The 14879-nt window shown below is 40.4% G+C and carries 14 protein-coding genes; 1 reads left to right on the plus strand and 13 read right to left on the minus strand.

Features of this window, described 5'->3' with window-relative positions; all coding sequences use genetic code 11:
- Positions 1-220: 220 nt before the first annotated feature.
- The 10 genes from VK159_RS07370 to VK159_RS07415 all read right to left on the minus strand — a co-directional run bounded on the left by VK159_RS07370 (position 221) and on the right by VK159_RS07415 (position 11189).
- Positions 221-1414, minus strand: coding sequence for an ATP-grasp domain-containing protein (locus tag VK159_RS07370; protein WP_324229486.1), 1194 nt, complete (start codon positions 1412-1414; stop codon positions 221-223).
- 88 nt (positions 1415-1502) lie between these two features.
- A complete protein-coding gene (locus VK159_RS07375; protein WP_324229487.1) occupies positions 1503-1862 on the minus strand; it encodes an SxtJ family membrane protein in 360 nt (119 codons plus the stop codon).
- Positions 1863-2015 (minus strand): DUF5989 family protein, encoded by a 153-nt coding sequence (locus VK159_RS07380; RefSeq protein WP_182802118.1) that lies wholly within the window; start codon positions 2013-2015, stop codon positions 1863-1865. It abuts the gene before it with no gap.
- 12 nt (positions 2016-2027) lie between these two features.
- Entirely contained in the window at positions 2028-3890 is a 1863-nt protein-coding gene (locus VK159_RS07385; protein WP_324229488.1) for a carbamoyltransferase, read from the minus strand.
- Between the two features lie 64 nt (positions 3891-3954).
- Positions 3955-5061: an SGNH/GDSL hydrolase family protein gene (locus VK159_RS07390; protein WP_324229489.1), complete on the minus strand. Its 1107-nt coding sequence runs from the start codon at positions 5059-5061 to the stop codon at positions 3955-3957.
- Between the two features lie 4 nt (positions 5062-5065).
- Positions 5066-5794 carry a hypothetical protein gene (locus VK159_RS07395; RefSeq protein ID WP_324229490.1) on the minus strand — a complete coding sequence of 243 codons (729 nt, stop codon included), beginning with the start codon at positions 5792-5794 and terminating at the stop codon, positions 5066-5068.
- Between the two features lie 112 nt (positions 5795-5906).
- Complete coding sequence (gene carB, locus VK159_RS07400; RefSeq protein ID WP_182802115.1) at positions 5907-7553, minus strand: carbamoyl-phosphate synthase large subunit; 1647 nt, start codon at positions 7551-7553, stop codon at positions 5907-5909.
- 292 nt (positions 7554-7845) lie between these two features.
- On the minus strand, positions 7846-8274 hold the full coding sequence (locus VK159_RS07405; protein ID WP_324229491.1) for a DUF983 domain-containing protein: 429 nt from the start codon (positions 8272-8274) through the stop codon (positions 7846-7848).
- Positions 8275-8348: 74 nt separating this feature from the next.
- The gene (locus tag VK159_RS07410) at positions 8349-10154 is read right to left on the minus strand and encodes an ABC transporter ATP-binding protein (RefSeq protein ID WP_324229492.1); all 1806 of its coding nucleotides are present in this window, start codon (positions 10152-10154) and stop codon (positions 8349-8351) included.
- Between the two features lie 42 nt (positions 10155-10196).
- Positions 10197-11189, minus strand: coding sequence for a glycosyltransferase (locus VK159_RS07415; RefSeq protein ID WP_324229493.1), 993 nt, complete (start codon positions 11187-11189; stop codon positions 10197-10199).
- 382 nt (positions 11190-11571) lie between these two features.
- Here VK159_RS07415 and VK159_RS07420 point away from each other — a divergent pair, with 382 nt between their 5' ends.
- Complete coding sequence (locus VK159_RS07420; protein WP_324229494.1) at positions 11572-12447, plus strand: glycosyltransferase family 2 protein; 876 nt, start codon at positions 11572-11574, stop codon at positions 12445-12447.
- Positions 12448-12460: 13 nt separating this feature from the next.
- Here the strand turns inward: VK159_RS07420 and VK159_RS07425 are convergent, their stop codons facing one another.
- The 3 genes from VK159_RS07425 to VK159_RS07435 form a co-directional block, all read right to left on the minus strand.
- Positions 12461-13261 carry an FkbM family methyltransferase gene (locus tag VK159_RS07425; protein ID WP_324229495.1) on the minus strand — a complete coding sequence of 267 codons (801 nt, stop codon included), beginning with the start codon at positions 13259-13261 and terminating at the stop codon, positions 12461-12463.
- A 26-nt stretch (positions 13262-13287) separates the two neighbouring features.
- On the minus strand, positions 13288-14382 hold the full coding sequence (locus tag VK159_RS07430) for a glycosyltransferase family 1 protein (RefSeq protein ID WP_324229496.1): 1095 nt from the start codon (positions 14380-14382) through the stop codon (positions 13288-13290).
- 70 nt (positions 14383-14452) lie between these two features.
- Positions 14453-14879, minus strand: a 427-nt coding sequence (locus tag VK159_RS07435; protein ID WP_324229497.1) for an ATP-binding protein, incomplete at its 5' end; no start/stop codon positions are given.

Genomic DNA, 14879 nt, shown 5'->3' on the forward strand with positions numbered 1-14879 from the left:
CTGATGATCGATTGCACTTCTTTGTTCATACTTCTAAGTTAAGAAGAATAGAAGCTTTCTGCAATGGAGAACAAGAGTGCGACGCAACAGGTGATGCTATGAAATGCGGGTGCCGGAAACAAAAAAATATTTAGCCGGAAAGACGGGAAGGCGGTAAGTTATTCATTCCGCATTCCCGGCAAGCATAAAAAAACTCCGCAACAAGTGCGGAGTTTGAAATTTATTTACTGAGATACATACTTCTGTCTTTATACAACTGGCGGAAGTAAGGATCACGAAGGTTTTTAATAAAGCGGATGGCTTCACCAGTGCTCTTCATTTCTGGTCCGAGCTCCTTGTTTACATTCGGGAATTTGCTGAAGCTGAACACCGGTTCTTTAATAGCATAACCGGTTAGTTTTTTCTCGAATGTAAAGTCGGTGAGTTTATTTACTCCCATCATTACTTTAGTTGCAATGTTGAGATAAGGTATTTGGTATGCCTTTGCAATAAACGGGGTAGTGCGGCTTGCACGTGGATTGGCTTCGATCACAAATACTTTACCATCTTTAATGGCAAACTGGATGTTGATGAGACCTTGTATTTTCAATGCTTTCGCAATTTTCTTAGCATATTCTTCCATGGTTGCTACAACCAATGGTGTGAGGTTGAACTCAGGTAATACTGCATGACTATCGCCACTGTGAATACCTGCAGGTTCAATGTGTTCCATAACACCCATTATATGAAAATTCTCACCATCGTAAATCGCATCGATCTCGGCTTCCTGGCAGCGATCGAGGAAATGATCGATAAGGATCTTGTTGCCGGGCAAATGTTTGATGAGGCTTAAAACTGCACTTTCCAGTTCGGTTTCGTTGATAACGATACGCATCCTTTGTCCGCCCAATACATAGCTGGGACGCACCAGCACCGGGTAACCAACTTCTTTTGCCACTTCAATGGCATCATCGGTGGTATAAGCTGTGCCATATTTTGGATAAGGAATTTCCAGTTCTTTCAACAGATCGCTGAAACGGCCACGGTCTTCGGCAATATCCATACTGTCGAATGAAGAACCGATGATGCGGATACCTCTTTCGTGCAGACGTTTTGCCAGCTTAAGGGCAGTTTGTCCGCCCAGTTGTACAATTACACCGTATGGTTTTTCCAGCTCAATAATTTCCCAGAGATGTTCCCAGTAAACCGGTTCGAAATACAGCTTATCAGCCATATCGAAGTCGGTACTAACCGTTTCGGGGTTACAGTTCACCATGATCGCCTCGTAGCCACATTCTTTGATGGCGAGCAGACCATGAACACAGCAGTAGTCGAACTCGATACCCTGACCAATGCGGTTGGGGCCACTGCCGAGAACAATAATTTTTTTACGTTGAGATGGAATGGATTCGTTGTGGAGGATCGTATTTGCCATTGCGGTGCAAATGTACGGTTGTGTGAAAAATTTTGAGGGTTTTTTTTGACCAAATTTCGACTGGGATTTGCTAACGGATATGAGCTTGTCAGAAAGGATTTTGCAGGTCCTGCCTGTTATACAGATGATTGCGGGTTACAAACAGCGTCTGTTTTACGCCGCCTTTTTTTATAAATTGGGTTTTGCCCACCAGCCGCATGAGTAATGCAATGGGGGTGAGAAAGAGGAAAAAAATAACAGACAGCAATACTCGGCTGTTGATATACCCCAGCAATTTCGCCAGCTGCATCCAGATGATATGGGTGAAGTCGCCAACCGGTCCTATAAGGAAACCAATAAAGCAAACACCGATGGGGGTTAACATCCATTCTTTTCGAAAAATGAGATAGAAAATGGCAAAGCCGATAGCGATCACGAGCAGTGAGGTATGTTTAGCCCGCCACTTCATTTAAAATAAAGAATAGATAAAAGGTGCAACGGCGGAACTGCCACCGAAGATGAGTAATACGCCTAATAATAACATGACAATGATGATAGGAGCCAGCCACCATTTTTTACGCTCTTTTAAAAAGGCCCACATATCTTTTAAAAACTCGATCATAGTTGTACAAAGTTAATCAGCTTGCAGGTTTTTCTTCCAATCATCTTTTTCTTTCCATTCAGGTTGCTCCTGTTTACTGAACAGGTAATTTTCAATAACAAGATAATCCATTTCTGTACGCATGAAACATTGATAAGCTTCCTGCGGGGTACATACCACAGGTTCTCCACGTACATTAAAGCTGGTGTTGATCAACACTGCACAACCTGTTTGCTGTTTGAAAGCAGTGATCAGGTCATGAAATGCTTCATTGGTTTCTTTATGCACTGTTTGTACACGGGCTGAATAATCGATATGTGTAATGGCAGGCAAAGTGCTTCGTTGATAATATAATTTATCATTTAAGCTGAGGTGATGATAATTTTCCGGCACAGGATATTGTAATGTTTTCTTCACCGGTTGCACCAACAGCATATAAGGCGATGAAGTAGTTAATTCAAAATAATCCTGCACATCTTCTGCAAGCACAGCAGGGGCGAAGGGACGAAATCCTTCTCTGTACTTTATCTTCAGATTGAGCTTTTTCTGCATCTCAGGATTTCGAGGATCGGCAATAATACTTCTGTTGCCCAATGCTCGTGGACCAAACTCCATCCTTCCCTGGAACCAACCAACTACATTTCCTTCGCTGATATGCGCTGCAACAGTTTTGTATAATTCATTTCGATTGTTGAATGCAGTTGTAACTGCTTTGTATTGTTGAATAGTTGATTCAACTTCATCAGCAGAAAAACACGGACCGAGATAGGAGCCCTTCATTGCATCCATTGCAGAACTGACAATACGCTCCTTTTCAAAATAAATATGATGTGCTGCTAAGGCCGAACCAACTGCACCGCCTGCATCACCACTTGCTGGTTGGATGAAAATATTTTCAAACAAATTACTATTCTGCAATTTGCCATTTGCCACACAATTCAAAGCCACACCACCCGATAAACAAATGTTCTTCGAACCGGTAATTTCTTTTGCATGTGCAGCCAGTTTCAACACAATTTCTTCTGTTACCTGTTGAATGGCCAAAGCAAGATTACAATGTTCTTGTTGCAATTCTTCTTCTTCGCTTCTGCGTTTTAAACCAAACAGAGTTTCAAACTTTTTATCTTTCACCATTCGTAATCCAACAGAATAATTGAAATACTGCTGATCTAAAAAGATAGAGCCATCCTCATAGATCTTTACAAGTTTTTCTCTAATGATGGAAACAAACCGTTTGGTTTGTTCTGCATCAGGATCACCGTAGGGTGCCAGCCCCATCAACTTATATTCACCACTGTTTACTTTAAAGCCCAGATAGTAAGTAAACGCAGAATACAATAAGCCAACAGAGTGAGGGAAGTTGAGTTGCTTGAGTATTTCAATCTCTTTGCCTTTTCCTTTGCAGATGGTTGTGGTGGCCCATTCGCCAACCCCATCAATGGTTACTATCGCTGCTTCTTCAAACGGCGATGGGTAAAATGCAGATGCTGCATGACTGAGATGATGTTCCGGAAATAACAGCTTCAGTTTCTTTTTATCGTAGAGTTGAATTTTCTTCAGCTCATCACGGATCATCTTTTTCAGGAATAGTTTTTCATTCAACCAAACAGGCATGGCCATCAAGAAAGAAGTAAAACCTTTTGGTGCAAATGCGTAATAGGTTTCAAGCAAGCGCTCAAATTTCAATAATGGTTTATCGTAAAACACGACTGCTTCCAGTTGATCGATAGAAATGCCTGCTTCCTTTAAACAATACGCAGCAGCTTTTGAAGGAAACCCGGCATCATGTTTTTTTCGGCTGAACCGTTCTTCCTGTGCAGCGGCAATGATCTCTCCATCTTTTATGATGGCTGCTGCTGAATCATGGTAAAAGGCAGAGATGCCGAGAATGTACATGGGTGCAAAATAAGCGATTTGAAAGAAACACTGATGACGCTGATTTGAGCGGATGATCACTGATTTAATTTGTGCTTATCAGTTTCATCCGTATCATCAGTGACTCTATTTCTTCACTCAAAATCTCCGCTACCTTAGCGGCTCCTTGTTTATTGAAATGTATAAAGTCGTAATAATAAACTGTATTCTTCGGCATCAGTTTCGCCAGATCAATAACTGTTGCCTGTGTGCTGTACGAACGAACCACATTGTTGTATTCTTCCAATACCTGTTCCTGCAACAAATTGTTTTTACCGGGATTGCTTTCGTGAAATTTCAGATCCATACGAACACCACTTGTACTATCGGTGAAAGCTCCATACAATGATGGCTGTGTTAACAGGATGGGTTGAATTTGATTCGCTTTGCAAAGATTGATGATCTCCTGCAACCTTGACTGATAACCACTGAGATAGTTTTTCTGTTTGCTGATTGTTTCTTGTATATAAGCAGGCGTGTAAGTAGTATCTCTCAGTTGTTTAAAATCAATTTCTTTATGAATCAATCCTTTTTTGTAAGCAGAGCGGATATTGTATAATTGAAAAACAGTTGCTCCGATTTCTGTTTTATTCAGCAATGATTTAAAGAATGCTTTTACGGAACTATACTGCAATTTGTTTTCATTCATCACATCAAAGCTTTCCGGCTTTTCTGTTTCCACATCATTCACACCTGTGAGAAACACTACATACTTTGGTTTCAGTTTAATGATATACTCTTTCATCAACAATAAATGCCCAAAGGTTGAATGACCATCAATGCCAGCATTATTCACCCATACATCAGGAACAGAATCTTTCAGTTCTTCTTCCAGCAAAAAAGGCCAGGTTGTACTGTCGCTTAAAAAACGGCATTCGGTTGTACTTCCTCCAATAGTAATAATGGAGTTGAGTTTTAAGATGCTATCGCTTGGCATCGGTCCACGAAAACCTAAGGCGTTACGGCTGTACTTAATATTTTCATCCAGTTGTTTGATCCATTGGTTATCGAATACTGTTTGTTGATTAGCCGGCAATACCAGCTTTCCCTGCTTGGTAAAATTGGTAAGCGGGTTATAAATACGCAACACAATTTCACATAGCACTAATGCAACGAGTAACCCAAAAAATAATGCTTTCAGATTTTTCAACATGCTGTTAAGTAAGTTGTAATAAGAAATAATAGATCACTGCAAGTATTGTCGATAAAATTATTGTAATTGTGACGAAGTCCATGCTTACTTTATAGTAATCACGAAAGCTTTTACGGAGGAAAATCAACAAAATCCCAATTGCTGGTAAATGTTGTATCCAGAAATAAGGATCAGTTAAAGGAAGCGAGTCAGTATAAAATATTATCTGAAAAAGAAGAAGCGTAATTCCGAAACTTGTTAATATTATTAATAATGCCCATCCTCTTTTTTTCTTGAATAGTAGATCAAGGGTCATAAGAAGCTGCAGAGGTGGTGCAATAATACTTAGCATCTCCCACCAAAAAAAGTCAACTGGAGTTCTGTTAAGAGCATTTGAAATTGTATGATAAAAAGGAGGCAGTTGGAAAAGAAACTGAACTCCAAGTATTGCACAGAATATTTTTACTATTTTTTCAGTTGAGGGGTTTTCTTCAGGCAGAATCATAGCCGAAACTTGCCCGTTTATATTTTCTTTGATCGTGTTTATGAATTCAAGGTTTTTCGTCTTCCGGGTTTTGTTACCAGCGATCTTTTCGTTTAAATAATCCAGCCTGTCTGTTGGAATGTTTCTTGAAGCAAGTTCTTCCTCTGCAGCTTGAATCGCAAGGGGTGACACTCCTTCACGTTTATCAAGTAAATCCAATAAATCATAATCAGTCAGTTTCCGAAAGGACTCTTTATAATTGTGCTCCATGGTGCTGTAAGATAAAAAACGTTTGCCGTCGAGAGACGTAATGCATGTAAAAGAAAAAAGCATTGACGATTAATCAATGCTTCTTCTATATTCTGTCTTCTATATTCTTGTTTTACTCAAACGTACTATAGAAATACGGCGTCTTCGCTTCAAACTCGGCGCTGCAGGTATCTACCATTTTGTACACCCGGGTAATACCCCAGGCCTTACGTTTTTCATATAGTTCATCTTCGCTGGCATCCTCTTTCATAATTCTGCAGATCTGCTCATCGCCAAAGCCCATACGTTTTGCTTCAGTCAATAATTCTTTTGTTAGCGATTGCATATCATGCTTCATCAATTCCTTTTCCATGTTCACAATATCCTGGATCTGGTAAATGAACCAACGATCGATCTTTGTTGCGTCAACGATCGTCTTCACACTCACACCCGCCATCAACGCATCTTTAATACGGAAAATGCGATCCCATTTCGGCACTTTTATGTATTCAATCAACTCTTCAGCATGTTTTACACTTTGGCCGTAGTAACCCAAACCAACAGCGTTGTTCTCCAAACTCTGACAAGCTTTCTGCACTGCTTCCGTAAAGCTTCTGCCAATTGCCATCACTTCACCTACACTTTTCATCTGTAAACCTAAACGATCATCAGCGCCTTTAAATTTATCAAAGTTCCAGCGTGGCATCTTCACAATTACATAGTCAAGTGCCGGTTCAAAGTAAGCAGAAGTTGTTTGTGTGATCTGGTTTTTCAATTCATCCAATGTATAACCGATTGCAAGCTTCGCAGCAATTTTGGCAATTGGATACCCGGTTGCCTTACTTGCCAGTGCAGATGAACGGCTTACACGTGGGTTGATCTCAACCGAAATAATGTCTTCATTTTCGGGATTCAATGCAAACTGTACGTTACAACCACCGGCGAAATTGCCGAGACTACGCATCATCTTAATCGCCATGTTACGCATGTTCTGGAAAGCAGTATCGCTCAATGTCATGGCAGGAGCCACTGTAATACTGTCGCCGGTATGCACACCCATTGGGTCAAAGTTCTCAACCGTACAAATGATCACCACATTATCGTTCTTATCACGTAACAGTTCAAGTTCAAATTCTTTCCAACCCAACAATGCTTTTTCCACCAACACCTCATGCATCGGACTTGCTTTCAAACCTCTGTCGAGTGCAGCATCCAGTTCATCTTTATGCATTACAATACCGCCGCCGGTGCCTCCAAGTGTAAACGATGGACGAATCACCAACGGAATACCGATCTCCTGCGCAAATTCCTTTCCTTCCAGCAACGAGTTAGCTACACGGCTTGGTGCAACACCAATACCAATATCGATCATGAGCTGGCGGAATTTCTCCCTGTCTTCAGCTGTATCGATCGCCTTCACATCCACACCAATCATAGTCACATTGTATTTCTCCCAAACACCCAACTCATCGGCTTCTTTACAAAGGTTCAGAGCCGTTTGTCCGCCCATGGTAGGTAATACTGAATCGATCTGTGGGTTTTCTTCCAGAATCTCTTCAATACTTTCAATGGTGAGGGGCAACAGGTACACTTTGTCGGCCATCATCGGGTCGGTCATGATGGTGGCGGGGTTGCTGTTGATGAGAATTACTTCAATTCCTTCTTCACGTAAACTGCGGGCTGCTTGCGAACCCGAATAGTCAAACTCGCAGGCCTGGCCGATCACAATGGGGCCGCTGCCTACAATCAGCACACTTTTAATCGATTTATCTTTTGGCATGGGGAGAATTTGGCTGCAAAAGTATTGGATTGAGCGTTAACCTGAGCGTGAATTTTCAACCGATTTTCAAGGTTTTTTGGTAACGGTCGTTAGGAATCCTGTTCAGCGGCTGTTGTGCCTGCCCGTTCGCAGCTTTAGCGAAGACGGGTCGCTCACTTGTACGTTCGGGAATGCTATGGAGCAATTGTCTGAACCGGGATTTGGGTAGATTAATAGGATTAACATGATGAGATCATGTATATCCAGGAAATCCTGCGAATCTCAAAAATCCCATAAATCATCGTTCAGACAATCAATAATCAAACCTGTGCGGCTCCGATGTTTCGTAGTCTTCATTATACCGCACAAAAAAGTAGAGATACATGGCACGGCTCAGCCGCATAAGCCATGGTTGTAAGATCAATAAGAACGCAGAGTTTAAACCCAGCCACCAGAACACCCGGTTATCGCTGAACGATACACCAATCAACACCCACCATGCCACAAATGTTGCAACGGAAATAGCCACTGTTAAAGCATAGCTCACATAACCGGTGCCATACCAGAAGCCCGGTTCCATATCAAACTTTTGTTTGCATACGGGGCATTCGTCATGCATATCGAACGTGTGTTTGAAATTGTAGGCACTGTAATCTTTAAACAGCTTGCCTCTTCTGCAACGTGGACAATGCATTGAAAACATACTCCATAAATAATTCGGCCTGGGCTTAGAAGAGGGCATGCGTTAAAAATTTTCGCAAAGATAACCCATCACCGTTTTGCAAAAAGTGATAAAAAGCACCTTTAACTTATTTCTTATTCTGCAACAGTAGTTGCAACGAGTTTCTTACGTTCACCAATTTGCTGGCGCCACATGGCATAATACAAACCTTTTTCTTCCAGCAATTGCTGATGGCTTCCTGTTTCAACTACATCGCCGCCTTCCAATACATAAATGCGATCAGCATGCATAATAGTACTTAGTCTGTGCGCAATTAAAATACTGATCTGGTTTTCACCAGCTGAAATATCACGAATGGTCGAAGTGATCTCTTCTTCTGTAATCGAATCAAGTGCAGACGTAGCTTCATCAAAAATGAGCAAGCGTGGTTTACGCAGCAAAGCACGTGCTATTGACAAACGTTGTTTTTCACCACCACTTAATTTGAGCCCACCTTCACCAATCATGGTATCCAGCCCTTTTTCTGCACGTGCAAGTAATCGCTGACAACTTGCTTTGTGCAACGCATCCGTTAATTCTTCATCTGTGGCAGATGGATTCACAAACATCAGGTTCTCTTTAATGGTACCGCTGAAAAGTTGAGTGTCTTGTGTTACAAACCCTATCTGATTACGCAGGTCTTCGAAGTTGATGGAGTTCTCATCGTTGCCATTGTATAAAATTTTTCCCTGCTGCGGACGGTACAAGCCCACCAACAACTTCATCAATGTTGTTTTGCCTGAACCGGATGGCCCAACAAATGCAACTGTTTCTCCCACTTTTACATTAAAGTTGATATCTGTAATAGCATTTTGTCCTGCTGTTTGATGTTTAAACGAAACATTGTTGAAGGAGAGTGTTTCAATTTTTCCCAAATGCAGTGGATTAACCGGTGTTGCTTCCGGTTTCTTTTCCATAAGTATATGAAAGTTGGTGATGCTGGCTTCTGCTTCACGATAGGAGAGAAGTATGTTGCCAATTTCCTGCAATGGTCCAAATACAAAGAAGGAAAAGATCTGCATGGTTACCAACTGGCCTGCATCCATTCTGCCATGAAAGATCGTCCACATAAGCATAAACAAAATCACCTGGCGTAGTGTGTTTACAAAAGTTCCTTGCACAAAGCTGATACTGCGTATGCGTTTTACTTTGGTCAATTCTAATCCCAGTATCTTAAATGTGTTTTTATTTAAGCGTGTTACTTCCTGGTCTGTTAAACCTAAACTTTTTACCAGTTCAATATTGCGGAGCGATTCAGTGGTGGCACCTGCTAATTGTGTCGTTTGTGCCACAATTGTTTTTTGTACCGATTTTACTTTTTTGCTGAGTGCATTTGAAATAATAACTAGTAGAATAATTCCTCCGAAATAAATAAAAGGTAATGTCCAGTGGATAGATGATGCATATAACGATACAATTACAATACCGATAATAACAGGGAAAAGAATATTGATGAACGCCGACACAAATTTTTCTGTATCGGTCCTCACTTTGGTCAAGATGGAAAGTGTTTCACCACTTCGCTGATCTTCAAAATCCTGGTAAGGCAGTTTCATGGCATGTTTCAAACCATCTGTAAAAACCTTTGTGCCAAATTTTTGTGTGGTGAGATTTTGAAAATAATCCTGGAAGGCTTTGGCAATACGGCTTACCATTGCAACAGAGATCGACATGACCAATACATACAACACGCCGGGTTTCTCCCAACTGAAGGAGAAGAAAAAATCTTCTTTAACAAGTGTTTGGGCATTGGTTGTTCCTAAATGCCGGTTAGCCAGGTTTATCAGCTTGCCGAACAAAATAGGATCGATGAGTGAAAAGCCGATATTGATGGCTGCCAAAGCCATGGTGAGTGCAACTAAGCCCTTGTAAGGTGCCAGGTATTTGATCAGAAGTTTCATTTGATTTTAAATTGTGATGACGGTTTATTATAGTTGTATTTGTTATTCAAACCAATCTAAAAAACGGCTGGTTTGAATTTCTTTTAATGTTGGATGCACAGGATTCAGAATTTCGCCTGAAAGCACACGCTCATATTTTTCAAGATAAGCTCTCGCCATTTTTGCTGAGTTGAAATTCTCCAGCGCATATTCGTGGCAATCTTTGTTTGAAAAAGTTGAATAGTTTTCAACAGCATCTGCTAAAACCGAAAGTTTGTTTGACAATACGCCAAATTGTGGCGTAATTAATTCCTGCATAGAACCATATGGAGTACTGAAAACAGGGCAACCGAAATATAGACTTTCAATTATTGCCAATCCAAAAGGTTCGTGCCAAAGTGCGGGGAATATCAACCCCTTTGATTTCATCAGGTACTCATCTTTTCGTTTGCCACCAATCATACCGCAAAAATGAACCCTTGGTGAAAGTGTAAACCGGAAGCCCATACTCAGGTTTAGTCTGTTGCCACCCAATACATAAAGGCGTTCATTCTTGGTTTTCTTAATGATGTTGATGGCTCCTTTTACATTTTTTACACGCCATGCTGCTTTGCCTAGAAAGTGAAAGTAATTTCTCTTTTTTGTAAGATCGGGTTTTGAATAATCATCCCAATCTAACCCATTATAAACAAAAGAGTCTGAGCCGTATCTTATTGCATGATTCGAAGAAACAAAAACTGAGTTTCGATTCAGTTGAACAGATTCGCCAAAATTACCGTGTTGTGTAATGATATAGGGAGTTTGTAACAGATCGATATTGGATGGAGTCATATTAAAATGCACCACATCAGTATCCTTTGGAATCTGCTCAATGATTTCTTTGTTTTCATCAATTGGAATTACGTTGGCATAGGTGCAGCTTGAACCAGCTGGAACAAGGAATTCTACTTTATGCCCCAGCTTTGTTAATTCCAACCCCAAATACCAGATAACCCGTTCTGTACCGCCATATTTTTCCACCGGTATTTTTGAGTTATTTGCAATTACTATTTTCATGATAGAAGTTATAACGACAGAGGTTTGCCCTGATTAAATAATTTTATTACTACAGTCATGAGCAATTTTAAACTGAAGCTTCAATTCTGCTATTCCAGTTGATGTGGTTGCGATGCCAACTCTCTTCAGAAATTGATCAGCTCAAACATGTCATGTTTTTTGTATACCGGTTATGCTAAACACTGTTATCGTAAAGGGATCACATGTTTCAAAAAATGCACCAGCTTCTAAAAGTAAGACAAGTTTGCAGGAAAGCCAGCCGCATTTTGCATGCGTACCGGCATTTTTCAAGAGCGGTCTGCCATTATCCGTCAGCAACAGATACATAACGATCAGTCACCGGTTTTTACTTTGTATTAAAAAAAATCGGTTCTTTGATCACATGAAAATTACCGGTATAACCATCGTTCGCAATGCCGTGTTGAATGACTTTCCTGTGGTGGAAGCCATCGGTTCTATATTGCCGGTGGTAGATGAAATGATCGTTAGTATTGACAAAGGCGATGATGATACAGACGGTCTTATTCGTTCTATACAATCGGATAAATTGAAGATCATTTACTCCACCTGGGATATGAACCTGCGGGAAGGGGGGCGGGTGTATGCGCTTGAAACCGATAAAGTAAAAAGTCATGTATCACCCGATACTGATTGGATCTTTTATATACAGGCTGATGAAGTGATCCATGAAAAGTATCATGCTGTTATCAGGGAAACTGCAGAACGTTACAAAGATGATAAACGTGTGGAAGGCTTATTGTTTCAGTATCTGCATTTTTATGGTACTTACGACTATGTAGGTGATAGCCGTAAATGGTACAGGCACGAAGTAAGAATTATCCGCAACGATCCAACAATCAGTTCGTATAAAGATGCACAAGGTTTCAGGAGAGGTGAAGAAAAACTGAATGTGGTTCCTGTATCTGCTGAAGTTTATCATTATGGTTGGGTGAAAAGCCCGCAACAGATGCGACAGAAGCAAAAAAATATTGCCCGGTTCTATTTTGATGATGAATCGATTGAAGTTTCACCTGATAAATCAGAGCATTTTGATTTCAGTCAATTTGATTCGCTACGGAAATTCACGGGCACACACCCGGTTGTAATGCAGCAACGTATTGCCTCAAAAAACTGGCATGTGGAACTGGATGTCAACCAAAAGAAATTTACATTGAAGAACTGGCTATTGTATTGGGTTGAAAAAAAGACAGGATACAGGTTGTTCGATTTCAGGAATTACAGGAAAATAAAAATCTAGATAAGGCTGTTCGCTATTTTCTCAACACAGCTTCAACTGCATGGCAAAAGTTATTGATCGGCTCATGTGTTACATCATACCCGATATCAACAAGAAATTTATGCATGGCGGTAATATTATTCTTGTCTTCATCCAGATCATGAACTTCGAGTAAAAGCATTTTTGCACGGCGTATTAAAGCAGGATCTGTATTATAGAAGATATCATATTCGCTTCCTTCGCAGTCCACTTTCATGATATCCACTTCCGTAAGATTGTTTTTTAAAATGATATCGGTTAAAGTGATTGTGTCTACAGATATCTTATTTGCATTACTTGAATTGAAGTCTGAAAAAATGCTGGCAATAACGCTGTTGTCATTTTCAGATTCAATATAGAGATCAATTTTTTCACCTGGAGTTCCTGTAACTGCCACCTGATGAACGATCACATTATTTTTTATAACAGGGTTGGCGTCAAGCACCGTTTTTATTTGCTGTGTATTGCGGGGAATTGGCTCGTAGGCAAATATTTTCGCATCTTTTATTTTCGACAGGATCAGTACATCAAAAAAACCGGCATTCGCTCCAATGTCGATGATGACAGGTTTTTGCGGCATTTGTTTCACAACGTCTTTAATATTGTAAACATCTTCCATGAATATTTCTTTAAACACTTGGAATAAAGGAAGTGCTACAGGAAATTGGATCTTATTCGGCTTTGTGGTAAAGATCAATGAACGTTTGAACCGCTCATTTTTATGCAGGATGTATTCAAAAGGGTTTTGAATATGCTTGAATAATTCGATGTATCGTTTAAATCCTTTTACAGGCATAAAATTAATTTTTGAATGAAGTAGAACTATTTATTCTGCATCAGCTGTTCATATAACTGCCAGTATTGTTTTGCAGCTTTATTCCAGCTGAAAAATGCGGATCTTTTTTTTACTTTATCAACCATTTCGGGATGTGTATGAAAATGCTGCAATGCATCTCGAAAAGTTTGCTGCATGTCTTCACTGTCGAATGAATTGAAATAATAAGCAGCATCTGCACCAATTTCAGGAAGACAAGTATGTGTTGACAATAGGATCGGTTTGCCAAAATGCATCGCCTCCACCACCGGTAATCCAAAACCTTCTGAAATAGAGGGAAACGCCATTGCAAGCATATTGCTCAGCAACCACCATTTTTCATTTTCTGTTATAGAGCCGGGCAACAGCACCCTGTCTTCCACTCCATGTTTTTTTGCTTCGGCAAATATTTCATCAACATAATTTTTATCCTGGTTAATGCCAGCAATAATGAGTTGATAATCGTTGCCAACTAAAAGACAAGGCAATACATGAAAGTTTTTCTTTCGTAAAACAGTACCAATTGAAAAAATGTACGGCGTATCAGAAGTGATGAATGATGGTTTTTGGAAAACGGTATTTTCTTGTGGCGTGTTGCATCCATTATAAATTGTTTGCACAGATACATTCGAAAGATCCAGATGCTCACGGATACACTGATGCGTAAATTCTGAGATAACGGCAATTTGATCAGAACGGTCGATCATAGCTTGTGTTCTCTCTAAATATTTCTTCTTTTTCGCAGCGTCTTTATTACTGTCGTATAAAAAGTTCAGATCATGGATGGTGAGCAGTTTTTTTATTTTGCTGCTACCTGGATAATAATTACTACCCTGGTAGGTGCCATGCCACACTTTGTAGTTGGAGGGGATTGGATGGTAAAGTTTATGCCACCATTTCTGAGGATAGTAAAGAGTACCTTCCGGAAGAAAACCAGTTTCAGAAGGACGTATATAAAAGGCAGGCGAATTGTGGCCGGCCGGTTTTTGCTCAATTAATGCTTCACTCAAATATTTGCAGAAGTAATACAAGCCCGTGTTGGGATACTTCATCCGTTCGCAATCAACAATAATATCGGCCTGCATTTGTTGTCTGGTATTCATTTGTATTGAGCGCAAAGTTAAATTAAAACACAAGATGGCTTTCTTTAGGATAACTGTGAGAGCATAAAACTCACCCTGCCCATCCTTCCCGATCAAGGCTCCTATATTGAATAGCTTCGGCCAGATGCTCCACTTTTATGTCGGGGCTTTGTGCAAGGTCGGCAATAGTACGACTAACTTTTAAAATACGATCGTAGGCTCTTGCACTCAGGTTCAGTTTGTCCATCGCCGCTTTCAACAACGTTTGTCCCGCCTGGGAGATCACACAAATTTCTTTGAGTTGTTTACTGCTCATTTGTGCATTGGCATAAATACCATCCACATCTTTATAACGCTCAGCCTGTATTTCACGGGCAGCAATCACACGGTCACGGATAGCTGCACTTGGTTCGCTGTTTTCTGCTTTTGATAATTCGCTGAAAGGAACAGGCGTTACTTCCACATGCAGATCAATACGATCTAACAACGGACCGGAAATTTTATTGAGATATTTCTGC

Origin of the sequence: Lacibacter sp., from assembly GCF_035299325.1 — a bacterium.
Taxonomy (GTDB): Bacteria; Bacteroidota; Bacteroidia; order Chitinophagales; family Chitinophagaceae; genus Lacibacter.